This is a genomic window from Chromobacterium sp. ATCC 53434, from assembly GCF_002848345.1.
Taxonomy (GTDB): Bacteria; Pseudomonadota; Gammaproteobacteria; order Burkholderiales; family Chromobacteriaceae; genus Chromobacterium.
In genome coordinates this window covers 3,072,949-3,094,362 of sequence record NZ_CP025429.1, presented here as the reverse complement: position 1 = coordinate 3,094,362, position 21,414 = coordinate 3,072,949, and the positions used below count along the sequence as shown (strand labels likewise).

Annotated in this window: 21 protein-coding genes and 1 pseudogene; 15 read left to right on the top strand and 7 right to left on the bottom strand. The window is 66.9% G+C overall.

All coding sequences use genetic code 11. From position 1 onward, the window contains the following. Nucleotides 1-12: 12 nt before the first annotated feature. The 6 genes and pseudogenes from CXB49_RS13890 to flgA all read right to left on the bottom strand — a co-directional run bounded on the left by CXB49_RS13890 (nt 13) and on the right by flgA (nt 6,687). Complete coding sequence (locus tag CXB49_RS13890) at nt 13-876, bottom strand: ABC transporter substrate-binding protein (RefSeq protein ID WP_158300861.1); 864 nt, start codon at nt 874-876, stop codon at nt 13-15. A 331-nt stretch (nt 877-1,207) separates the two neighbouring features. After that, nucleotides 1,208-1,756 (bottom strand): methyl-accepting chemotaxis protein, encoded by a 549-nt coding sequence (locus CXB49_RS24465; RefSeq protein WP_369826581.1) that lies wholly within the window; start codon nt 1,754-1,756, stop codon nt 1,208-1,210. Nucleotides 1,757-1,768: 12 nt separating this feature from the next. Continuing rightward, nucleotides 1,769-2,533: pseudogene (locus CXB49_RS24460) on the bottom strand (PAS domain-containing protein); the annotation flags it as partial. 192 nt (nt 2,534-2,725) lie between these two features. Then, nucleotides 2,726-5,314: a TonB-dependent siderophore receptor gene (locus CXB49_RS13880; protein WP_233492806.1), complete on the bottom strand. Its 2,589-nt coding sequence runs from the start codon at nt 5,312-5,314 to the stop codon at nt 2,726-2,728. A gap of 304 nt (nt 5,315-5,618) precedes the next feature. Continuing rightward, nucleotides 5,619-5,876: a hypothetical protein gene (locus tag CXB49_RS13875; RefSeq protein WP_158300860.1), complete on the bottom strand. Its 258-nt coding sequence runs from the start codon at nt 5,874-5,876 to the stop codon at nt 5,619-5,621. Between the two features lie 103 nt (nt 5,877-5,979). Beyond that, nucleotides 5,980-6,687 carry a flagellar basal body P-ring formation chaperone FlgA gene (gene flgA, locus CXB49_RS13870; protein ID WP_101708955.1) on the bottom strand — a complete coding sequence of 236 codons (708 nt, stop codon included), beginning with the start codon at nt 6,685-6,687 and terminating at the stop codon, nt 5,980-5,982. A gap of 130 nt (nt 6,688-6,817) precedes the next feature. On the opposite strand from flgA, the gene flgB reads away from it, so the two are divergent. The 14 genes from flgB (at nt 6,818) to asnB (ending at nt 20,225) form a co-directional block, all read left to right on the top strand. Further along, nucleotides 6,818-7,171 carry a flagellar basal body rod protein FlgB gene (gene flgB, locus CXB49_RS13865; protein ID WP_304441825.1) on the top strand — a complete coding sequence of 118 codons (354 nt, stop codon included), beginning with the start codon at nt 6,818-6,820 and terminating at the stop codon, nt 7,169-7,171. A gap of 3 nt (nt 7,172-7,174) precedes the next feature. Continuing rightward, complete coding sequence (gene flgC, locus CXB49_RS13860; RefSeq protein WP_101708953.1) at nt 7,175-7,579, top strand: flagellar basal body rod protein FlgC; 405 nt, start codon at nt 7,175-7,177, stop codon at nt 7,577-7,579. Next, nucleotides 7,576-8,256 carry a flagellar hook capping FlgD N-terminal domain-containing protein gene (locus CXB49_RS13855; RefSeq protein WP_101708952.1) on the top strand — a complete coding sequence of 227 codons (681 nt, stop codon included), beginning with the start codon at nt 7,576-7,578 and terminating at the stop codon, nt 8,254-8,256. The genes flgC and CXB49_RS13855 overlap by 4 nt, the downstream gene beginning before the upstream one ends. 21 nt (nt 8,257-8,277) lie before the next feature. Continuing rightward, complete coding sequence (locus tag CXB49_RS13850) at nt 8,278-9,459, top strand: flagellar hook protein FlgE (protein WP_101708951.1); 1,182 nt, start codon at nt 8,278-8,280, stop codon at nt 9,457-9,459. 4 nt (nt 9,460-9,463) lie between these two features. Then, nucleotides 9,464-10,195 carry a flagellar basal body rod protein FlgF gene (locus tag CXB49_RS13845; protein ID WP_101708950.1) on the top strand — a complete coding sequence of 244 codons (732 nt, stop codon included), beginning with the start codon at nt 9,464-9,466 and terminating at the stop codon, nt 10,193-10,195. A 19-nt stretch (nt 10,196-10,214) separates the two neighbouring features. Further along, on the top strand, nt 10,215-11,003 hold the full coding sequence (flgG, locus tag CXB49_RS13840; protein ID WP_101708949.1) for a flagellar basal-body rod protein FlgG: 789 nt from the start codon (nt 10,215-10,217) through the stop codon (nt 11,001-11,003). Continuing rightward, the gene (gene flgH, locus CXB49_RS13835) at nt 11,000-11,650 is read left to right on the top strand and encodes a flagellar basal body L-ring protein FlgH (RefSeq protein ID WP_101708948.1); all 651 of its coding nucleotides are present in this window, start codon (nt 11,000-11,002) and stop codon (nt 11,648-11,650) included. The genes flgG and flgH overlap by 4 nt, the downstream gene beginning before the upstream one ends. A gap of 7 nt (nt 11,651-11,657) precedes the next feature. Continuing rightward, entirely contained in the window at nt 11,658-12,761 is a 1,104-nt protein-coding gene (locus tag CXB49_RS13830) for a flagellar basal body P-ring protein FlgI (protein ID WP_101708947.1), read from the top strand. After that, the gene (locus CXB49_RS13825) at nt 12,761-13,186 is read left to right on the top strand and encodes a flagellar biosynthesis protein FlgJ (protein WP_101708946.1); all 426 of its coding nucleotides are present in this window, start codon (nt 12,761-12,763) and stop codon (nt 13,184-13,186) included. Before CXB49_RS13830 ends, CXB49_RS13825 begins: the two co-directional genes overlap by 1 nt. A 7-nt stretch (nt 13,187-13,193) precedes the next feature. Continuing rightward, entirely contained in the window at nt 13,194-14,561 is a 1,368-nt protein-coding gene (gene flgK / locus CXB49_RS13820; protein ID WP_101708945.1) for a flagellar hook-associated protein FlgK, read from the top strand. 12 nt (nt 14,562-14,573) lie between these two features. Continuing rightward, a complete protein-coding gene (gene flgL / locus CXB49_RS13815) occupies nt 14,574-15,482 on the top strand; it encodes a flagellar hook-associated protein FlgL (protein ID WP_101708944.1) in 909 nt (302 codons plus the stop codon). A 7-nt stretch (nt 15,483-15,489) separates the two neighbouring features. Beyond that, entirely contained in the window at nt 15,490-16,518 is a 1,029-nt protein-coding gene (locus tag CXB49_RS13810; protein ID WP_101708943.1) for a hypothetical protein, read from the top strand. Between the two features lie 455 nt (nt 16,519-16,973). Next, nucleotides 16,974-18,188 carry a phospholipase D-like domain-containing protein gene (locus CXB49_RS13805; RefSeq protein WP_101708942.1) on the top strand — a complete coding sequence of 405 codons (1,215 nt, stop codon included), beginning with the start codon at nt 16,974-16,976 and terminating at the stop codon, nt 18,186-18,188. Nucleotides 18,189-18,374: 186 nt separating this feature from the next. Further along, nucleotides 18,375-20,225 carry an asparagine synthase (glutamine-hydrolyzing) gene (asnB, locus tag CXB49_RS13800; RefSeq protein WP_101708941.1) on the top strand — a complete coding sequence of 617 codons (1,851 nt, stop codon included), beginning with the start codon at nt 18,375-18,377 and terminating at the stop codon, nt 20,223-20,225. A 6-nt stretch (nt 20,226-20,231) separates the two neighbouring features. Here the strand turns inward: asnB and CXB49_RS13795 are convergent, their stop codons facing one another. Further along, nucleotides 20,232-20,675, bottom strand: coding sequence for an Lrp/AsnC family transcriptional regulator (locus tag CXB49_RS13795; protein ID WP_101708940.1), 444 nt, complete (start codon nt 20,673-20,675; stop codon nt 20,232-20,234). A 125-nt stretch (nt 20,676-20,800) separates the two neighbouring features. On the opposite strand from CXB49_RS13795, the gene CXB49_RS13790 reads away from it, so the two are divergent. Continuing rightward, entirely contained in the window at nt 20,801-21,409 is a 609-nt protein-coding gene (locus tag CXB49_RS13790) for a LysE family translocator (RefSeq protein ID WP_101710714.1), read from the top strand. Nucleotides 21,410-21,414 lie beyond the last annotated feature (5 nt).

The following is a 21,414-nucleotide window of genomic DNA, read 5'->3' as shown; positions in this document are numbered from 1 at the left end:
CGTCTGCTCCGCTTATTTGCAGCATTGTCTAAGGTCGATCCAGGATTCGACGTTCTGATTGAAGAATCCAGATTCCACCCAGGCTCTGTGAATCGTGCCCGATTTCACCATCTCTTTCAGGCCGGCGCTGAAGACGAGGAAAACCATTTTTCCGTGCGGAGACTGCTTTGACACGACAAATGATCTTTCTCCATCAAGCGATATTTTTACGCCAGGTACGGGGAATAAGGTTTTCCCCCTGAATGATTGCTGCATTCCTGGGAGGGTTGTGAATTCAAGAATGGTGAAGTCGGCTCGGCCGCTGGTCACCATGTCGAATATTCCGTCCTCGGTTGAAACATTCTCGACCGTCAAATCCATTCCCTTCAAGGTTTTCCAGTCGACGACCCACAGGGAAGACATGGCGGCCGTGTATTTTTTCAAATCGCTCAAATGCTTGACGGTAATGTTTTTCCCTGTGGCCGTGTATAGCCCTTTTTCAAAATCGCCCTGTTTTATCACCGGGGGCGTGACGTAGAACTCATTCGGCTGGATGTCGATGCTCCACAGGGACTCCGACGGCATGTCGACATGGCCTTGCTCGGCCTCTCTCACCTCCCGGCTGTAATTCGGCATGGCAACCAGTTCGATCGGGCCATGATATCCGCCTGTGCGCAACGCCTGGCAGAGCAAGATCATTTCAACCGCTGCCCTGGTGGCGTAAATGGACTTGTAAGTCTCTATTTTTGTACAGTCACCGCCCGCTGTGTCTATCCATTTCTTGTAGTTTTCCAGAATGCCGACTTCAATTGAAACCCGAACTCTGGACAGCGTGGCGGCCTGGCTGGATGTGGTGATGATCATGAAAATCAATACCAATATCTTTAATATTTTCATGTCGAGCCCTGCTTTCTCAAAAATACTATCCCAATATAAGATCAAGTCGTCGGAATTTTCAATTTCAGGGCGAGCATGGTCTTGTTCATAATGGAAGTGGCTAAATAATTCTTATGGTATTCCCCGCGTGACGAGTTCGGATGCGGAGCGGGAGCCGTGACGCTCTTTTTGGCCAATGGCTTGACATATTTCTATTCGAATATTGATAGGCGGGGCGTTGTTAGGCGCCGGGCGCATTTCATCTGGCGGGAAGCCGTGCAAACGGCTTGCGGCCAACAAAAAAAGCGGGCTGCAATCATGCAGCCCGCTTTTCTGATGCAAACCCGATGCCTCAGCTTTGTTGCAGCAACTCCGACACCTCGCGCACCACCTGGACGACGTCGCGGGCGCCGCTGCGGATTTCCTGTATCGCGCCGCGGGCCTGGTCGGCCAGCTGCAGGCTGTTGCCTGCCAGCTGCTGCATCTGCCGCATCGCGTCTATCGCCGAGCGCGAGTCGCTCTGTATGCTCTTGACGATGCCGGAAATCTCGCCGGTGGACTGGCTGGTGCGTTCGGCCAGCTTGCGCACCTCGTCGGCGACGACGGCGAAGCCGCGGCCCATCTCGCCGGCGCGCGCCGCCTCGATCGCCGCGTTCAGCGCCAGCAGATTGGTCTGGTCGGCGATGTCGCTGATGGTGCTGACGATGCTGCCGATCTGGGTGGAGCTGTCGCCGAGCTTGGACAGGATGCCGGACGAGGTCTCGACGCTGCCGGCGACGCGGTTGATCTCGGTGGTCGCCTGCTCCAGCACGCTGCTGCCCTGTATCGACAGCTGCTCGGTGTTTTCCGATGCGTGCACCGCCGATTGCGCGTTGTCCGCCTGCTGCCGCAGCCGCAGCATCTGCTCGCTGATGTCGCTGGCGAACTTCACCACCCGCACCGGCCGGCCACTGGGATCCAGCACCGGATTGTAGGTGGCCTGCAGCCAGATCACCTCGCCGTCATGGTTGACGCGGCGGAACTGCCCTTCCAGGAAGCGGCCCTGCTTCAGTTGCTGCCACAGCTGGCCGTATTCCGGACCCTGGGCGTAGCTGGCCTCGCACAGCATCCGGTGGTGCTTGCCTATGACGGCGCCACGCTGGTAGCCGAACACTTTCAGGAAGTTGTCATTGGCGTCGAGGATGTTGCCGTCCAGATCGAACTCGATCCGCGCCATCGAATGGTCTATCGCCTGGCGCAGCGCCTTGCTGTCTTGTTCGGCCTGCACCTGGGACGTGATGTCGGTGGCCACCTTGATCACGCCGGTCACCTTGCCCGTGACGTCCACGATCGGCGAGTAGTTGGCTTCCAGCCAGATTTCGCTGCCGTCCTTGCGCAGGCGCTGGAAGTGGCCGGACTGGAACTCGCCGCGACCGAGCTTCTGCCAGAATTCCCGATAGGAGGCGCTGTTGGCGTAGCTGGGCTGGCAAAAAGTGCTGTGATGACGACCGACGATTTCGTCGGCGCGATACCCCATTGCGTTCAAAAAGTTTTCATTGGCCTGGATGACCTCGCCATTGGCGGAAAATTCGATAACGGCCATCGAACGTTCGATGGCGGCCAGCCGATTGTTGGCCCGCTCCAGATCAAGCTGGGCGGTTTCGAGCTGGCGGATAAGGGAACGATTGAAAAAGGCCATGCCTGCAATTCCTTCAAATCAAAACTAGGGCGAGTCGCGTGTCAAAGCCGTCCTTGGCGGGCGGTCTTATGTCTACTGTCTACTGCAGATTAATACAGAATAGGTAGATTTACTGATCTTTGATACTTGATGGCAAAAAAAACGGCGCCCATCGAAATGGGCGCCGTTCATGCGCGAGGGAAGTCGGGACGCTCAGTCTAGCTTGTACTGCACGCCCAGCGAGAAGGCGCGGCCGCCCGGATCGTACTGGCTGGCGTCGTAGTAGATGCCGGCGTGCGAATCCCACGGCGGACGGCGGTTGCTCAGGTTCTGCACCGCCGCGGTCAGCGTGACGCGCTTGATGCCGCGGTAGCTGGCGCTGAGGTTGACGGTGTCGGAGCCGTCGACGCGGCTCTGGTCGCCGGCGCCGCTGCTGAAGGCCTGGGTATAGCCGTCGGTGTGGAACCAGGTGGCGGTGGCCGACCAGTCGCGGGCGTCCCAGGTGGCCGAGGTCTGGCCCTTCCAGCGCGGCAGCGCGCCCAGCAGATTGCTGCCGGCGCCTTCCGCCAGCGGTCCGTTCTTCTGCTGCGGCTGGCGGAAGGACAGCAGCCGGCTCCATTGCGCGGCCAGCGTCAGCCGGCCGGCGGCCAGCCTCCAGCTGTGGCGCAGGTCCAGATCGAAGCCCGAGGTCTCGCGGCGGCCCAGATTGATGAACTGCTGGGTGATGGTCAGCAGCCGGCCCTGGGCGTCTCGGACCACGGCGCCCGGATAGGCGGCCGGGTTGCGCACGATGCTGTCGACGTCCTCCAGTCCGATCACGTCGTCCTGGCGGATGCGGTAGTAGTCGATGGAGACGCTGCTGTCGGCGCTGGGCGCGAACACCAGGCCCAGATTGGCATTGGTCGAGTGCTCGGGCTTGATCGCCGGATTGGCCACCACCAGGTGGGTGAAGCCCAGCGACTGGCCCGGCGTCACCGGATCGTACGGGTCCTGCACCGAGCCGTAGCTGACCGCGGTGCTGCTGGTGATCTCGGGCAGAGACGGCGCGCGGAAGCCGCGCGACAGCGTGCCGCGCAGCGTCAGGCTCTGCAGCGGCTGGTAGCGCAGGCCCAGTTTCGGCGAGAAGGCGCTGCCGAAATCGCTGTAGTGGTCGGCGCGCGCGGCGGCATTCAGGCTCAGCGCCGACGTCAGCGGCGCGTTCAATTCGGCGTAGGCGGCCTGCACGTTGCGGGCGCCGTTTATCAGGTCCAGCGCCGGCCGCAGCTCGGTGCCGCTGGCCACTTCGGGCGAGGTGCCGGCGTTCATCATCTCGCGCCGCAACTGGTAGCCGGCGGCGAAGCCCAGCGGGCCGGCCGGCAGCTGCGCCAGCTCGGTGCTGGCGGTGGCGTCCAGGCTGGCGGTGCGGTACCAGGCCGGCCGCAGCGTGTCGATGCGCAGCGCGGCCAGCGCGGCGGCGCTGTTCTGCGACGGATCGACGACATTGTAGCCGCCGCTGGCCAGCAGGTTCTGGTAGGCGTAGCGGTTGACGAAGTTGTACGCGTACTCGCGCAGCCGGGTGTCGGAGTACAGGCCGGACACATCCCAGTCCCACTTGTCGCCGCTGCCCTTGACGCCGGCCAGCAGGCGGCGGAACGAGGAGCTGTCGGTCTTGTCGCGCTCGCCGACGTCGAACAGCGTCGCGGTGACCGGCGTCGGCGTCGGGTACGGATTGCCCGGATTGCCGGCCGGCAGCACATTGCTGATCGGCGTCAGCGACTGGTTGGCGGCGTTCCAGGCGCGCAGCGAGCTGGACACCGACAGCGGCGGGCCGAAGATCTGGCTGCTGTGGCTGGCGCCGTACAGGAACTCGGCGTAGGCCTCGGCGCCGGCGTTCAGCCGGTAGCTGCCGTGCAGCGCCGCGTGGTAGCGCTCAATGCCCGGCATCAGTGTCGTGTAGCGCGCCGGATTGTAGGCCCAGACGCGGCCGCTCTTGTCCGGGTTCAGCGTCGAGTAGTCGGTGTCGACCAGCGGCCCCGCGGCGTTCGGGGCGCGGTCGGTCGGCTTGCCGTTGTAGTAGTTGGTCGGCGTGCGCACCAGCGCGCCGCCGGGCTGGCCGCGGAAGTCGTTGTCGCGCAGCCAGTCCACGTCGCTCTGGATCAGGCGGTCGCGCTTTTGCGCGTCGAAGGAGAACCAGACGTTGTAGCCGTCCTGGTCCAGGTCGCCCTTGCCGGCCAGCAGGTTGACGCGGCGCTCGTCCTGGCCGGTGCTGGTGTCGCGGCCGACGTCGGCGCCGAGCTCCAGGCCCTGGTAGGACGGGTAGAGGATGATGTTGACGACGCCGGCGATGGCGTCGGAACCGTAGATGGCCGAGGCGCCGTCCTTCAGGATTTCGATGCGCTTGACCGCCTTCAGCGGCAGCGAATTCAGGTCGACGAAGGTCTCCTGCAATTCCTGGGCGGTGGCGTAGTTGGCGACGCGTTTGCCGTTGACCAGCACCAGGGTGTTGCGCTGGCCCAGGCCGCGCAGCGAGACGCCGGCGGTGCCGGCCGAGAAGCTGCCGGTGTATTGCTCGTTGAAGCTGTTGCCGCTGTTGACGGCCAGCGAGCGCAGCACGTCCGGCAGGCTGGTCTTGCCGCTGCGCTCGATGTCGGCGGCGCTGATCACCTGAACCGGATTGGTCTTGGCCTTGGAGCTGGCGCGCAGATTGGAGCCGGTGACGGTGACGCGCTCAAGCGTGGAGTCGGGAGCGGAGGTGTCGGCGGCGAGGGCGGAAAAAGGCAAAGCGGCGCCCAGCCCGGCCAGCAGCAGGGTGTGTTTCATCATGGAAAACTTTCTTGTTTATCGGTTTGCGGAATGCGGGTGGGCCCGTCGGACGGACCGCGCGGTCAGCCGGACGGGCGGCGACAGCGGAAGAGGAGGGAGGCGGTGGGCATTGTTTCTGGATACAAAATACATAATTCGGTGTGAAGAATGTATCGATGCGAAACGGATATGTGAAATGAAAGTTTCCGCTTAGCTAATTCCATCGGCGGGATATTGCGTGGCGGCGGGAGGTTCTGCGATCAAGCGGGTTGTCGCCCGCGGCCCGGCTTGGGCCGGGGCGCGGGCGATGGAGGGAGGCCGCCGGCTAGTGCTCCGGCCGCAGCGCCTCCATCTGCTGGCGCTGGGCCTCGCGGCAGCTCTTCAGCGCCTGCGGGTTTTGCGCCGCCTGCACGCAGCCCTGGGCGGTCTGCAGGATCTGGATGTGCTGCGACAGCAGTTGCAGTTGTCTGGCCTTCACTTCGTTGAAGCGGGCCGGGTCATGGCCGTGCGGCGCCGAGGCGGCGGGCGCGGCCTGGACCAGCGCCGGCAGCAGCGCCAGCGCGGCGATCAGCGTCTTTCTCATCGCGTTCTCCATCGGCGGGATGCCTGCTGGAGGTATACACCATCGGCCGGAAAGGGCCGCGAGCGGTCCGTCGCGGCCTGTTCCAAAGGACGTGGCCGTCCGCTCAGTCCAGCGGGTCGATCACGCCGTCGGCGCCGACCCGGCCGCGTATCGTCTTGCCGCTGGCCAGGTTGCGCACCCGTATCGTTTCGCCCTGGCGGCCGTCGGCCAGCGCCTCGCCGGCGGCGCTGACCTCGATGCCGTCCTGGCGGGCGACGATGCGCACCTCGGCGCCGCGTTTGACCAGCAGCGGCGCCTGCAGCTGGCGGCGGCGCAGCGGCTGGCCGGCGGCGACCGTCGTGCGAGGCGCCAGGCCCAGCGGCGGCGAGGCCTGGCCGAACAGATCGGCAGGCTCGGCCACCGGCCGCGCCTCCCAGGCTATGTCCTCCTGCCCCAGCACTTCGCCGGCGCGCAGATTGCGCGCGGCCACCGCCGCCTGGGCGGTCACGGCGGCGCGGACGATGAAGCTGCCGCGCCAGCCGTCGGCGGGGCAGGAAACGTCGAAGCGCATGCGGCTGAAGGCCCGACTGTCGGCGGCGTCGGTCCGCCACGGCGCGGCGCAGGCCGGCAGGCTGCGCGGCGGCAGCAGTTGCAGCTTGATGTCGGCCTGGGCCAGCCCGGCTTCGTTCAGCCGCTGCCGTATCAGCTGCTCGGCGGCGCGGCTCACCGCGGCGTCGGCGCTCTGGGCGGGGGCGGCGTGGGCGGCGTGGGCGGCCGGGGCCGGCAGGGCGGCCAGCGCCGCGGTCAGCGAGAAAATCGTGAATTTTGCCATCGGGGATCGCGTGGTAATTGTTGCCTATACGGTGTCGGGTACGCTTATTAGTATCGCTTTTCAATAAATGGGCTATTCCCAACAAATAGCCCGTGCATGGTAGTGAACTGATAGGGTCAAGGCAATGGGCATGCATCTGGACAAGGCCCTGAGCATCCATCCCGAGGCATTGAAGCTGCGGGCGGAGCGAACCCGGGTGCTGGCGTCCAATATCGCCAACGAGAACACCCCGGGTTATCAGGCGCGAGATATCGATTTCAAGGCGGCGCTGTCATCGGCGGCCGCCGACTCGCCGTTGGCGTTCGACGACGGCGGCGGCGATCTGCAATACCGGCTGCCCAACCACCCTTCGCGAGACGGCAACACCGTCGAGCTGGGCGTCGAGCAGGCCGAGTTTTCCCAGAATGTTTCCGAATTCCAGACCAGCCTCACCTTCATCAATATGAAGCTGCACGGGCTGGCCAAAGTCATTGCGGGGCAATAAGCGATGTCATTCCGCGATATTTCTCGCATCGCCGGATCGGCGATGAACGCGCAGACGGTGCGCCTGAACACCGTGGCCAGCAATCTGGCCAACGCCGACACCGCCGCCGGCGCCGAGCAGTCCGCCTACCGCGGCCGCAAGCCGGTGTTCCGCGCCCAGCTGCAGGGCGAGGGCATGGGCGTGCAGGTGCTGGACGTGGTGCAGAACCAGGAGCCGGTGCGCAAGGCGCACGAGCCGGGCAATCCGCTGGCCGACGCCGACGGCAACGTCTTCTACAGCAACGTCAACGCGGTGGAGGAGATGACCGACATGCTGTCCGCCAGCCGCGCCTTTCAGACCAACGTCGAAGTGATGGCGCGGGTCAAGACCATGCAGCAGGACCTGCTGAAACTCGGAGACAACGCATGAGCGTGGACCAGGCGCAGTCGCGCCAGCTTTCCTCTGGCGGCCAGCCGTCCGGTTCGTCGGCCGTGGCGCCGGCGGCCGGCGGCAGCGGCAACGATATGTTCATGACGCTGCTGCTGGCGCAGATACGCAACCAGAGCCCGCTGGACCCGGCCGACCCGTCGCAGTTCGTCAGCCAGCTGGCGCAGATGAGCCAGGTGCAGAGCAGCCAGGACATGGTCAAGCAGCTGCAGAGCCAGGGCGCGATGATGCGCGAGCTGCAGGGCGTGGCGCTGGGCGCCCAGGTGGGCAAGCCGGTGCTGGTGCAGACCGACCGCATCCGCAGCGACGGCCAGGCCGCGCTGACCGGCCGCGTGACGCTGTCCGGCGCCGAGGATGCCTCGACGCTGATCCTGACCGACGCCGCCGGCAAGCGCACCCGCATCGATCTGGGCAAGCGCGCCGCCGGCGCCAGCGATTTCAAGATCAATCTGGCGGACTACGGCCTGAACGCCGGCGACTACCAGCTCGAACTCGCCACCGCGTCGGGCAAGAGCGGCCTGTTGGAGATGAAGGCCGAGGTCAACGGCGTACGCCTGCCGGTCAACGGCGGCGAGCCGGTGCTGACGCTGGCCGGTCTCGGCGATTTTCCCGCTTCTTCCGTGTCCGCGCTGTTGGCCAAGTCCGCCGCCACCGCATAAGCCCCCGTATCGGAGATTCCCATGAGTTTCGAAATTGCGCTGTCCGGCATCAACGCCGTCAACAATCAGTTGGGCAGCATCAGCGACAACATCGCCAACTCCGCCACCTACGGCTTCAAGTCCGGCCGGGTGACTTTCGCCTCCGCTTACGCCGGCAGCCAGGTGATGGGCGTCAACGCCAACGGCAATAGCCAGAACATCGGCCGCAACGGCGGCCTGGTCAACACCGGCCGGGCGCTGGACGCCGCCATCGACGGCCGCGGCTTCTTCGTGTCCAAGAGCGTCGCCGGCGCGATGACCTATAGCCGCGTCGGCATCTTCAACACCGACAAGGACGGCTATCTGGTCGACGGCTACAGCGGCCGTATCCAGGGCTACGCCAAGTCCGACACCGGCGGGCAGGGCGCGCTGGGCGACATCCAGATTCCGACCGGCAACATCCCGGCCAAGCCCAGCGACTCGCTGCAGTACACCGGCAATATGTCGGCCGGCTGGGCGGTGCAGACCATTCCGTTCGACAAGGGCACCAGCCAGAGCTTCAACCACTCCAATATGTCGCCGGTGTTCGATTCGCTGGGCAACAAGCACAACCTGATGCAGTACTTCTGCAAGAGCGCCGACAGCACCGTCACCGTGCACTACGTGCTGGACGGTCAGACGCTGGCCACCACCACCGATCTGAAGTTCGACACCAACGGCAAGCTGACCTCGCCGACGACGACGGTGGCGCTGGATCTGGGCACGCCGGCCGGCGCCTCGCCGCTGAAGCTGGCGCTGGACTACAGTGGCACCACTCAGTTCGCCGGCGAGCCGAGCACCAGCCGCAACGCCAGCAACGGCTACCCGCCGGGCGCGCGCACCGGCGTCAGCCTGGGCGAGAACGGCGAAGTCATCGTCAGCTACAGCAACGACCAGAAGCAGGTGGTCGCTCAGCTGGCCATCGCCAACTTCGCCAACGAGGGCGCGCTGAGCGCCGCCTCGCAGACCAGCTGGCAGGAGTCGACCGGCTCCGGCGCGGCGCTGCTGTCGGTGGCCGGCAGCAATATGGCCGGCAAGCTGGCCACCAGCTCGCTGGAACAGTCCAATGTCGACGTCACCTCCGAGCTGGTGACGTTGATGACCGCGCAACGCAACTACCAGGCCAACACCAAGGTGATCTCGACCGAGAACCAGGTGATGCAGGCGCTGATGCAGGCGGTGTAAGGCGATGGACGCGCTGATCTACACCGCGATGAGCGGCGCCGACCGGATGCTGAAGGCGCAGCAGATCCACGCCAACAACCTGGCCAACGCCGAGACCGGCGGCTTCCGCGCCGACATCGACACGGCGATCAGCCAGGCGGTGCCCGGTTACGGCTACGACGCGCGGCTGCTGAGCAAGAACGCCGACACCGCGCTGGACGTCCGCGGCGGCACCGTGGTGGAGACCGGCCGCGATCTCGACGTCGCGCTGCAGGGCGACGGCTTCATCGCCATCGCCGCGCCGGACGGCGGCGAGGCCTACACCCGCGCCGGCGCGATGACGACGGGCGCCGACGGCACGCTGAGCATCAACGGCCACCCGGTCTTGGGCGACGGCGGCGCCATCCGGCTGCCGGAAGGCTATCTGAAGGCGGCGGTCGCCGCCGACGGCACCGTGTCGGTGCTCAATCCGGGCAATACCGAGATGCAGCCGGTGGACAAGCTGAAGCTGGTCAAGCCGGACCCGCGCGAGATCGGCAAGAGCGCCGATGGCCTGATCGTGCCGCGCCAGGGCGGGCCGCTGCCGGCCGACGACAGCGTCAAAGTGCAGAGCGGCCACCTGGAGCGCAGCAATGTGTCGGCGGTGGAGGAGATGGTCGCCACCATGACGCTCAACCGCAATTTCGAAATGCAGATGAAGCTGTTCAACGCCGCCAGCGACATGAACGAGGCGGGCAACCGCCTGGTGCGCGGCTGAACGCGATTAGGAGAATTCGATGAATCCGGCATTGTGGATCAGCAAGACCGGCATACAGGCGCAGGACGCGCGCCTGACCGCCATCGCCAACAACCTGGCCAACGTCAACACCACCGGCTTCAAGCGCGACCGCATGGTGTTCGAAGACCTGTTCTACCAGGTGGACAAGCAGCCCGGCAGCAAGGTCGACGACAACAATGTGTCGCCGTCCGGCGTGCAGCTGGGCAACGGCACCCGCCTGGTCGGCAGCCAGAAGGTGTTCACCGAGGGCAATATCTCCACGACCAACCAGTCGCTGGACCTGGCCATCGTCGGCCAGGGCTTTCTGCAGGTGAAGATGAGCAACGGCGACACCGGCTACACCCGCGCCGGTCAGCTGCAGCTGAACGCAGACGGCCTGCTGGTCAACGCCCAGGGCCTGCCGCTGGAGCCGGAGGTGAAGATTCCGGCCACCGCCACCAAGGTGTCGATCAGCGAGACCGGCGTGGTGTCGGTGACCGAGGGCGGCTCCGGCGCGCCGACCGACGTCGGCCAGATCACGCTGGCCAACTTCGTCAACCCGACCGGCCTGCTGGCGCTCGGCGACAACCTGTTCCAGGAGACCGCCGCCAGCGGCAACCCGGCCACCGGCAATCCCGGCAGCGACGCGCTGGGCAAGCTGAAGCAGGGCAGCCTGGAAGGCTCCAATGTCCAGGTGGTCGAGGAAATGGTGGACATGATCGCCGCCCAGCGCACCTACGAGATGAACACCAAGGTGTTGTCGGCCGCCGACAATATGCTGCAGCAGCTGGGCCAGTCGGTACGATGAGCATAGGCCGACTGCTGCTGCCGGCGCTGCTGCTGTCCGGCTGCGCCCAGTTCCAACCGGCGCCGCCGGCGCCGGATCCGCTGCCCGAACTGATGCGGCAGCAGGTCGAGGCGCCGCGCGGCGGCGGCGTGTTCACCGCCGGTGGCACGCTGTCGCTGACCTCGGACAACCGCGCCTTCCGTCCCGGCGACGTGCTGACCGTGGTGCTGGAAGAGACCACGCAGGCCAGCAAGCAGGCCGGCACCAGCTTCGGCAAGAAGTCCGGCGCCAAGATAGGCCCGTCGCTGATCGGCAATACCACCTTCAACGCCCAGGTCGGCATAGACGCCAACCGCGACTTCAACGGCTCGTCCACCTCCACGCAGCAGAACGCGTTGGCCGGCTCGCTGACGGTGGTGGTGCACAAGGTGCTGGCCAACGGCCTGTTGCAGGTGCAGGGCGAGAAGCAACTGGCGTTGAACCAGGGCGAGGAGACGCTGAAGCTGGCCGGCTATGTGAGGATAGAGGACATCGACACCGACAACCGCGTGTCGTCGCTGCGCATCGCCAACGCCCGCATCGGCTATTCCGGCAGCGGCGCGCTGGCCGACGCCAACAATCCCGGCTGGCTGATGAAGTTCTTCGCCAGCCCGCTGATGCCGTTTTAGGGCCCCCATGAGATTGAGATTTCTGCAAGTCCTGACCGCCGGCTGCCTGGCGGTCTTTTCGCTGGCGGCGGCCGCCCAGCCGCTGCGGCAGCTGGTCAACGTCGAAGGCATACGAGACAACCAGCTGATAGGCTACGGCATCGTCGTCGGCCTGGACGGCACCGGCGACAACTCGCAGGTGAAGTTCTCCGGCCAGTCCGTCGCCAATATGCTGAAGCAGTTCGGCCTGAAGATGCCGGAGAAGACCGACACCCGCGTCAAGAACGTCGCGGCGGTGATGGTCAGCGCCAGCCTGCCGCCCGGCTACAGCCGCGGCCAGACCATAGACGTGACCGTGTCCTCGCTCGGCGACGCCAAGAGCCTGCGCGGCGGCACGCTGCTGCTGACCCAGCTGAAGGCGGCCAACGGCGAGATCTACGCGCTGGCCCAGGGCAGCGTGGTGATAGGCGGCTTGTCGGCCCAGGGCAAGAGCGGCTCCAGCGTCACCGTCAACACGCCGACGGCCGGCCGCATCCCGAACGGCGCCAGCATAGAGCGCGAGATTCCCAGCGACTTCGAGCAGGGCGATTCGGTGCGGCTCAGCCTGCGCCGGCCCAATTTCGAGACCGCCACCAACATCGTCCGCGCGATCAACCAGAGCTACGGCAAGATCGCCACCACCCGCAACGCCACCGCCATCGAGGTCAGGGCGCCGTCGGACCCGACCGAGCGCGTGGCCTTCGTCGCGCGGCTGGAGCGCTTGAACGTCAATGTCGGCGCCGAGATTCCGCGCGTGGTGTTCAATTCGCGCACCGGCACCGTGGTGATCAGCGAGGGCGTCACCGTGCGTCCTGCGGCGGTGTCGCACGGCAGCCTGCGCGTGGTGATTTCCGAATCGTCCCAGGTCAGCCAGCCCGGTCCGTTCAGCAACGGCGAGACCAAGGTGGTGCCCGATTCCAACGTCCAGGTCGAGCAGGGCCGCGGGCGGATGTTCAAGTGGCCGGCCGGCGCCAGCCTGCGCGCCATCATAGACACGGTCAACCGCACCGGCGCGACGCCGGACGACGTGATGGCGATATTGCAGGCGCTGGATCAGGCCGGCGCGATAGACGGCGAACTGGTGGTGATCTGATGCTGAACAACGATTTGCAGAACCCGGCGCCGGACGCCGGCGGCGACGGCGCGGTGGCGCCGGCCAATCCGGAATACCGCAAGCAGGCGCAGAAGGCGGCCGAGCTGTTCGAGGCCCAGTTCGCGCGCGAGATGTTCAAGCAGATGCGCAAGACCACGCGCGAGGTGGCCGGCGAGGACAGCATCTTCGCCCACTCCATCAACACCGACATGCTGGAGATCGCCGACGGCGCGCTGGCCGACCAGCTGGCCGGGCGGCATGTGTTCGGCATCGCCGACGCGATACTGACCCAGCTGCTGCCGGCCGACGGGAATATTACCGTTAAGGACGCGGCCGGCGCGGTCGCCAGTCTGGAGAAGAGCCGCCGCGACGGCCAGGGGCTGGCGGCCTTCGCCACGCCGATGTTCCCTCTTTCCAAGCGATGACAGCTAAATGCGCATGATAGACAACGCGCTGACCGGGGCCCAGGCCGCGCAGGTCGCGCTCAATACCGCCAGCCAGAACATCGCCAACCAGAAGACGGTCGGCTACTCGCGCCAGGGCGTGGTGCTGGCGACGCAGGCGCCGGGCGCCGGCGATCCGCTGAGCGCCGGCTATGGCGTCAGCGTCGCCAGCGTGCGCCGCTTCAGCGACGACTATCGCAATCTGCTGCAGTGGCAGGCCGGTTCCAATGTCGGCGCGCTGACGGCGGCCCAGCCGTATTTCAGCCAGCTGGAGCAGGTGATGGGCAACGACGGCAGCAGCCTGTCGTCCGGCTTCGACAAATTCTTCGCCGCCTTGAACGCCGCCAGCCTGGATTCCAACACCATGCGCGACCAGGTGGTGCGCGAGGCCGGCTCGCTGGCGCAGCGCTTCAACAATCTGGACGGGGTATTGAGCTCGCAGCTGGTGGCCATCGCCGAACAGCGCGGCGCCACGCTGACCCAGATCAACAGCGCCACCGCCAACCTGGCGGCGCTGAACGACAAGCTGATCTCGGCCAAGGCCCAGGGCGTCAACACCTCGGGCCTCGAGGACGAGCGCGACCGCCAGATCGACAAGCTGTCGTCGCTGGTCGAGGTGCGGGTGATGGCGCAGCCGGACGGCAGCAAGTCTGTATCGCTGAAGAACGGCCTGCCGCTGGTGATCGGCGACGGCGCGGCCACCTTGTCCAGCGAGACCCAGCCCGACGGCAGCCAGCAGCTGAAGCTGGCCTTCGGCACCGAAAAATACGTGATGCCGGCAGGCGATCTCGGCGGCCAGCTGGGCGGCCTGAACCGGTTCGAAACCGATAATCTGCGGCCGGTGCAGTCCCAGGTGCGTGCGCTGGCCGGCGAGCTGGCCAACCGCGTCAACGCGCAGCTGGCCCTGGGCTACGACCTGAACGGCCTGCCGGGCAAGCCGCTGTTCCAGTACGATCCCGGCGCCGCCCACGGCCTGTTGCAGACCACCGGCATCGCCGCCGCCGACCTCGGCTTCTCGGCCGATCCGGCCAAGCCCGGCAACAACGACAATCTGCGGCAGATCCTGGCGATCAAGCAGCAAAGCTTCCCCCTGGCCGGCGTCGGCCAGGTGACGCTGGGCGACGCCTACTCGCAGATGATCGGCCACCTGGCCATCTCCAGCCAGCAGAACAAGGCAGGCCTGTCCACCGCCAACGTGATCCGGGCCGAGGCCGACAAGAACTGGCAGTCCGCCTCCGGCGTCAACCGCGACGAAGAGGCGGTCAACCTGATCGAATACCAGAAGATGTACCAGGCCAATATGAAGGTGATCTCGGTGGCAAACCAGCTGTTCGAGAGCACCCTGGCCATTCTGTAAGGACGAGCGAGCATGCGTATCTCCAGCAACCAGTACCAGTCCGTCGTGATGCTGGCCATGCAGAACAGCAGTTCCGACATGGCCGATCTGCTGCAGAAGATGTCCAGCGGCAAGAGCATGCTGGCGGCCTCGGAAAACCCGATCGCCAGCGTGCGGCTGCTGCGTCTGCAGCGCGAAGAAGCCTCGCTGTCGCAGTACCGCGACAATATCGGCGCGCTGAAGTCGCAGCTGTCGAAGAACGAGGCCTTGCTCGACGGCATCAGCGCCAATCTGCGCGACGCGCGCGACATCCTGGTGGCGGCCGCCAACCAGCCGCCGGCCGAGGACCTGAAGGCGATGGCGTCGCCGCTGGCCAGCCTGCGCGACAGCATATTGTTCGCCGCCAACACCAAGGACAGCGAGGGGCGCTACATGTTTTCCGGCAGCGCCAACAATAACGCCACCATCGTCGCCGACCCCAGCCAGCCGCCGGGCAGCCGCTACCGCTTCAACGGCAACACCGACCGCCAGCTGGTGACGGTAGGCGAGGGCGTCACCCAGCCGTCCAACGTCACGCTGCAACCGATGGCCGACCTGCTGAACCAGCTGGACAAGATCGTCTCGACGCTGCAAAGCCCGACGCTGGACAGCCGGGATCCGGCGCTCGGCGCCGCCGTGCGCGGCGTGATGGACGGCGTCGACAGCGCGCTCTCCAGCGTCAGCGGCACCATTTCCGAGCTGGGCGGCGCCCAGAGCGTGTTGCAGACGCTGGACGCCAATCACGACAGCCTGAGCCTGGCCAACCAGAAGAGCATTCTGGAACTGGGCAGCCTGGACTACGGCACCGCCTATATCGAGATGAATAATCTGACGATGGCGCTGAAGACCAGTCAGCAGGCCTATGGCAAGGTCAGCCAGCTGACCCTGTTCGATGTGATCTGAGGGGCCGATGCCGACCACCTTCAGCTCCATCAATCCGGCCGGCGGCGAGTCGCGCTGGCGCAAGGATGGCGCCGCCGTCGCGCCGGCGGCCGCCTTCGCCCAGACGGGTGGCCGCGCCGCGCTGGCCGGCGCGCAGCCGTCGCAGGCCGGCCCGTCCGGCTGGCGCTACAGCACGCAGCTGAACGAGCAGCTCAGCGCCGCCCAGTGCGCGCAGGGCTTCGTCGACGACATGCTGCGCCAGTTGCAGGACTTCAAGGATAATCTGAGCCGGCAGCTGACCCAGCGCCGGCTCGACGGCGCTTCCCTGTCCGCGCAGCGCGACGCGCTGGGACAGGCCTGGCAGAGCCGCCGCGCCGACAGCGCCGGCAGTCTGGACAGCCAGCTGCGGCTGACGCTGGGCGCGCCGGCGAGGCAGAATTTCACCGCGCGCGGCCTGGACCTGGACAGCCTGACGTCCGGTCCGGCGGAGACGCTGAGCTTCACCGCCGGCGGCGTCGCCACCGCGCTGCGGGTCGGCGACGGCGTGACGCGCGAGCAGATACTGCGCGGCTTGAACCAGGCGCTGGGACCGGTCGGCGCGCGCTGCGAGCTGGACGATCACGGCAGGCTAGGCTTCAGCAGCGGCGAGAAGGACTGGGCGCAGCTGCAGGGCGGCCTGACGGTGCGGGGCGGCGGCGTGCGCTTCCCCGGCGGCGTGCCGCAACCGCTGGCGCTGGAGGCGGAGGCGCCGGCGCTGGACGCCGCGCGCTGGCAGGTCGACGACCACGCCCAGGTCAGGCTGGCGCTGCAGGACGTGCTGCGCTCGATCGCGCGGCTGCAGCAGACGCGCGCCTCGATAGACAGCGCCATCGCCGAGGCCAGGCGGTCCATCTCCCAGCTGTCGCGCAGCGACGAGCAGAGCTGGGCCAGCGCCTTCGTCGGCGATTTCAACGCCAGGCTGAACCAGAGCGCCGATTTCGGCCATCTGCAGCAACTGGTGCCGGCGCTGCTGGGCATCAGCCGCTACCGGGTCGTGGCCCTGCTGTCGCTGCGCTGAAGGTGGTCTAGAACCTGTTCAGGCTTCCCATGGTTTTGCATCCGCTTCGCGGATGATGATTTTCATTGCCGGGGCTGCCCGGCGGGCAGGGAAGGGATATTTGCTTGGCCAAATATCCCCTCCACCCCTAAAGGCCACCCTCAAGCCTGGCCTTCGGCTTCCCGCCGGGCCCCGTCAGGCCCGAGGCGCGGCTGAACTCGCCCCGCGCTAACGTCGCGGGGCTCAAACATGCAGCCGCTTAAGACCTCGGGCCTGCCACCCGTCGGCAGGCTAGAAGGGACCCGGGCGCGCCGGATACGCGGTTTCTTGCCAGCCAAGCCTAAAAAACGTGCATCAAGGCCATGGATGGATTTTGTCCTTGTCCGGGCCGCCCATCGGGCGGCCTTTTTCATGCCGGCTACATACTTGCTTAACATGAACCTGTCATCATCGCGCCTTTTGCAAAGGATGCCGCCATGTCGAAACGCTGGTGGCCGCTGGCCCTGACGATGACCGCCTCGCTGGCCCGCGCCGATTTCGCCATTCCCGGCTTCGAGCTGGTGCACACCGCGCCCGAGCGCGCCGGCCTCGACACGCCGGACCTGCGCGATCCGGCCGCCGTCTGGAGCCAGTTGTTCGACTCCGCCAAGCGCCAGATCGTGCTGGAGCAGTTCTACGCCGCCGACGAGCCGGGCAGCCGGCTGGAACCGGTCATCGCCAGGCTGGAGGCGGCCGGGCGGCGCGGCGTCAAGATACGCTTCCTGATGGAGAAGAAGGGCATGTTCGCCAGCCGGCAGCAGACGATAGACCGGCTGAAGGGCATCCCCAATCTGGAATACCGCCAGCTGGACTACAGCAAGCTGACCGGCAACGGCATCATCCACGCCAAATTCATCGTCGTCGACGGCCGCGCCGGCTATGTCGGCAGCCAGAACTTCGACTGGCGCTCGCTGCAGCACATCCACGAAACCGGGCTGAAGATAGACGACGCGGCGATGGCCGGCCGGATGCAGGCCATCTTCGAGCAGGACTGGGCCGAGCAGGCCCGGGTGGCCGCCGGCCTGCCGCCGGCGCCGTTGCGCGATGCCGTCCAGCCGGCAGACCTGAGCCGGCCGGCGGTGCTGCTGGCCAGTCCCAACGCCTACAATCCGGACGGCGTCGGCGATTCCGAGACCGCGCTGCCCAGGCTGATGGCCGAGGCGCGCGACGAGGTGCGCATCCAGCTGCTGGATTACGCGCCCTTGAGCTTCGGCAAGCCGCGCAGCTACTACCCGCTGTTCGACAACGCGATACGCGCGGCGCTGGTTCGCGGCGTCAAGGTCAAGCTGATGGTGTCCGACTGGAATCTGGAAGCGCCCGGCGTCGATTACCTGAAAAGCCTGGCGGTCTTGCCGGGGATGGCGGTCAGGGTGGTGACCATTCCGCGCGACGGCGCCTGCATCCCGTTCGCGAGGGTGATACACAGCAAGACCATGGCGATAGACGGCAAGATCGCCTGGGTCGGCACCAGCAACTGGAGCGGCGGCTACCTGGACAAGTCGCGCAATCTGGAAGTGGTGCTGCGCAACGAGTCGATGGCCCGGCGCATCGCCGAGCTGCACCGGCAGACCTGGGACTCGCCGCTGGCCCGGACCATCGCGCCGGACGGCCATTACCAGGCGCCGGACAAGAGCTGCGCCCACGCCGGCTGATCGTCCCGCGGCGGTCCCGCCGCGGGAATACGTCAACATCCCGTTCTTATTACCAGTTGTTGCGGCGCGATGCGCCGACTAACAAGGACTATGCGTTCTGTATATTGTCGCGCGCGCCGATAATGCCGGCAGACGCGGGCGGCGCGACGGCTGCCGGCGGACGAATCCAACAGAGGAGAGCCGACGATGTGTGGAATCGCAGGATGGGTGAGTTTCGAGCGCGACCTGACCCGCTACCGTGAAGTGGCGGAGCGGATGACGCGCACGATGGAGAAGCGCGGACCGGACGCCGAAGGCCTGTGGCTGGATCGCCGCGCGGCGATGGGCCACCGCCGCCTGTCCATCATCGATCTGGAGGGCGGCCGGCAGCCGATGCTGGCCGACGAGGACGGCCGCACGCTGGCCTGCCTGGTCTACACCGGCGAGGTGTACAACTTCCAGGAACTGCGCCGCGAGCTGGAGGGGCTGGGCCACGCCTTCCGCACCCGCAGCGACACCGAGGTGGTGCTGCGCGCCTATCTGCAATGGGGCGAGGCGCTGACGGCCCGGCTCAACGGCATGTACGCCTTCGCCGTCTGGGACGCGCGCGCCGAGCGGCTGCTGCTGGTGCGCGACCGCATGGGCGTCAAGCCGCTGTACTACTACCAGACCGCCGACGGCGTGCTGTTCGGCTCCGAACCGAAGGCGATACTGGCGCATCCGGAGGCGCAGCGCCGGGTATCCGCCGACGGCCTGCGCGAGATGCTGGACCTGGTGAAGACGCCGGAGGCGGCGGTCTTCGCCGGCATGCGCGAGGTGCGTCCGGGCCAGACCATCACCGTCGACCGCGCCGGCCTGCGCAAGCACCGCTACTGGCAGCTGGAGGCGCGCGAGCACGCCGACGACCTGCCGAAGACGATACGCACCGTGCGAGACTTGCTGGACGACATCGTCGAGCGCCAGATCATCGCCGACGTGCCGCTGTGCACGCTGCTGTCCGGCGGCCTGGATTCGTCGGTGATCACCGCGCTGGCGGCGAAGAGCATGCGGCGGCAGGGCAAGGGGACGGTGCGCTCGTTCTCGGTGGACTTCGTCAAGCACGGCATGGAGTTCGAGGCCGACTACCTGCGCGGCTCGCCTGACGCGCCATTCGTCCACGACCTGGCGGCCTTCGCCGGCACCGACCACCGCGAGATCGTGCTGGAAAGCCGCGAGCTGGCCGATCCGGCGCTGCGCGCCGCCGTGCTGGGCGCGCAGGATCTGCCGCCGGCCTACTGGGGCGACATGCTGCCGTCGCTGTACAAGCTGTTCGAGGCGATACGCGCGCAATCGACGGTGGCGCTGTCCGGCGAATCGGCCGACGAGGTGTTCGGCGGCTACCGCTGGTTCCACGACGCCGCCGCGGTGGCGGCCGACACCTTCCCGTGGCTGGCCGGCCAGAGCGGCGCCTTCTTCGACGGCCAGTCGCTGATCGCGCCGGAGCTGCTGGGCGAGCTGGACATGGCGGGCTTCCGCCGCGACAGCTACGAGCAGGCGCTGGCCGATGTGCCGAGGCTGGCGTCGGACAGCCCGACCGAGCGGCGGATGCGCGAGATCAGCCACATGCACCTGACCCGCTTCGTCCAGGCCCTGCTGGACCGCAAGGACAGGATGAGCATGGCGGTGGGGCTGGAGGTCCGGGTGCCGTTCTGCGACCACCGGCTGGTCGAATACGTGTTCAACGCGCCGTGGAGCATGAAGACCTTCGACGGCCGCGAGAAGAGCCTGCTGCGCGCCGCCGGCCGCGACGTGCTGCCGGACTCCATCGTCCAGCGCGTCAAGAGCCCGTATCCGGCCACCCAGGATCCGGCCTACGAGCAGGCGCTGCGCGCCGGCCTCGGCCGTGTGCTGGACGACGCCTCGTCGCCGGCGCTGCCGCTGCTGGACAAGGCCGCGGCCTGGAAGCTGCTGGACAAGCCCTTCGGCAAGACCAGCACCTCGCCGGAGCGCGCCGGCCTGGAGATGGCGCTGGGCGTCAACGAATGGCTGCTGCACCACCAGGTGACGCTGGATCTGTAAACCGGCTCAGCGGGGCGGCCGAACCGGCCGCCCCTGGATCGGCGTCGACAGGATGATGGACGTGCGCGTCTCGCCCAGATCGTTCAGCTGCGCCACCAGCAGTTCCAGGTGCGAGACGTCGCGCGCCAGCAGCCGGAACATATAGGAGTCGACGCCGGTGACGTGGTGGCATTCCATCACCTCCGGCATCGCCTCCAGCCGCGCGAGCAGCGTCTTCTTGTCCGGCTGCGGCACGGTGATGCCGACCAGCGCCGACAGCGCGTAGCCGGCGCGCAGCGGCGCCACGCGCGCGTGGTAGCCGTGGATCACGCCGGCCTCCTCCAGCCGCCGCACCCGTTCCGACACCGCCGGCACCGACAGCCCGACGGACTGTGCCAGCTCCGTCAGCGACTGCCGGGCATTGGCCTGCAGCGCGGCCAGAATCGCCCAGGACTTGGCGTCCACTTCCATTCGTAAACTCCTTTCGCCATTCGGTTTTGGTTTTGAAGGTCAGCATAGCGTCTGGCCGAAGAAAACGCATGGGCATCGGCCCGGTGCGGCGGCACACTATGGCCATCGTCGACGGAGGAGAAACCATGTTCTGGCAAGCGGCCTTGATAGGCTTGGCGATCGCGGCGCCGGTGGGACCGATAGGCTTGCTGTGCATCAGCCGCACGCTGCGCGGCGGGCCGCGGCTGGGCCTGGCCACCGGACTGGGCGCGGCCAGCGCCGACGGCTTGTTCGCCCTGGCGGGCGTGGCCGGCGGCAATGCGGTCCTGCATCTGGCCGGTCAGCTGGCGCGGCCGCTGGGCTGGGCCGGCTGCCTGCTGCTGGCGTGGATGGGCGTCGCCACGCTGCGTCGTCCGGCCGCGGCGCCGGCGCGCCCGGACGACGGCGGAAGCGGCTTGTGGCAGGCCTATGCCGGCACGCTGTTGCTGACCCTGAGCAATCCGATGACCATCCTGTCCTTCGCCGCGGTGGCGGCCGGCCTGTCCGGCGGCCTGCTGGCCAGCGGCGCGCAGCAGCTGGCCATTGTCGCCGGGGTGTTCTGCGGTTCCGCGTCGTGGTGGCTGGCGCTGGCCCACGGCGGCGGCGCCTTGCTGTCCCGGCTGGGCGGGCGGGGCCGTCGCTGGCTGGATGCCGGCTGCGGCGTCCTGCTGCTGGGTTTCGCCGCCGCGCTGGCCCTGCGCGCGGCGGGCGGCTGACGGCG

Excerpts from the sequence above, each read along its gene's own strand:
- CXB49_RS13875 (WP_158300860.1), bottom strand. The coding sequence starts at position 5,876 with ATGAGAAAGACGCTGATCGCCGCGCTGGCGCTGCTGCCGGCGCTGGTC.
- CXB49_RS13830 (WP_101708947.1), top strand. The coding sequence starts at position 11,658 with ATGAGATTGAGATTTCTGCAAGTCCTGACCGCCGGCTGCCTGGCGGTC.
- CXB49_RS13790 (WP_101710714.1), top strand. The coding sequence starts at position 20,801 with ATGTTCTGGCAAGCGGCCTTGATAGGCTTGGCGATCGCGGCGCCGGTG.
- CXB49_RS13825 (WP_101708946.1), top strand. The coding sequence starts at position 12,761 with ATGCTGAACAACGATTTGCAGAACCCGGCGCCGGACGCCGGCGGCGAC.
- CXB49_RS13810 (WP_101708943.1), top strand. The coding sequence starts at position 15,490 with ATGCCGACCACCTTCAGCTCCATCAATCCGGCCGGCGGCGAGTCGCGC.
- flgK (WP_101708945.1), top strand. The coding sequence starts at position 13,194 with ATGCGCATGATAGACAACGCGCTGACCGGGGCCCAGGCCGCGCAGGTC.
- CXB49_RS13890 (WP_158300861.1), bottom strand. The coding sequence starts at position 876 with ATGAAAATATTAAAGATATTGGTATTGATTTTCATGATCATCACCACA.
- CXB49_RS13795 (WP_101708940.1), bottom strand. The coding sequence starts at position 20,675 with ATGGAAGTGGACGCCAAGTCCTGGGCGATTCTGGCCGCGCTGCAGGCC.
- CXB49_RS13845 (WP_101708950.1), top strand. The coding sequence starts at position 9,464 with ATGGACGCGCTGATCTACACCGCGATGAGCGGCGCCGACCGGATGCTG.
- CXB49_RS13855 (WP_101708952.1), top strand. The coding sequence starts at position 7,576 with ATGAGCGTGGACCAGGCGCAGTCGCGCCAGCTTTCCTCTGGCGGCCAG.
- asnB (WP_101708941.1), top strand. The coding sequence starts at position 18,375 with ATGTGTGGAATCGCAGGATGGGTGAGTTTCGAGCGCGACCTGACCCGC.
- flgA (WP_101708955.1), bottom strand. The coding sequence starts at position 6,687 with ATGGCAAAATTCACGATTTTCTCGCTGACCGCGGCGCTGGCCGCCCTG.
- flgG (WP_101708949.1), top strand. The coding sequence starts at position 10,215 with ATGAATCCGGCATTGTGGATCAGCAAGACCGGCATACAGGCGCAGGAC.
- CXB49_RS13850 (WP_101708951.1), top strand. The coding sequence starts at position 8,278 with ATGAGTTTCGAAATTGCGCTGTCCGGCATCAACGCCGTCAACAATCAG.
- flgC (WP_101708953.1), top strand. The coding sequence starts at position 7,175 with ATGTCATTCCGCGATATTTCTCGCATCGCCGGATCGGCGATGAACGCG.
- flgB (WP_304441825.1), top strand. The coding sequence starts at position 6,818 with ATGCATCTGGACAAGGCCCTGAGCATCCATCCCGAGGCATTGAAGCTG.
- CXB49_RS13880 (WP_233492806.1), bottom strand. The coding sequence starts at position 5,314 with ATGATGAAACACACCCTGCTGCTGGCCGGGCTGGGCGCCGCTTTGCCT.
- flgH (WP_101708948.1), top strand. The coding sequence starts at position 11,000 with ATGAGCATAGGCCGACTGCTGCTGCCGGCGCTGCTGCTGTCCGGCTGC.
- flgL (WP_101708944.1), top strand. The coding sequence starts at position 14,574 with ATGCGTATCTCCAGCAACCAGTACCAGTCCGTCGTGATGCTGGCCATG.
- CXB49_RS24465 (WP_369826581.1), bottom strand. The coding sequence starts at position 1,756 with ATGCTGCGGCTGCGGCAGCAGGCGGACAACGCGCAATCGGCGGTGCAC.
- CXB49_RS13805 (WP_101708942.1), top strand. The coding sequence starts at position 16,974 with ATGTCGAAACGCTGGTGGCCGCTGGCCCTGACGATGACCGCCTCGCTG.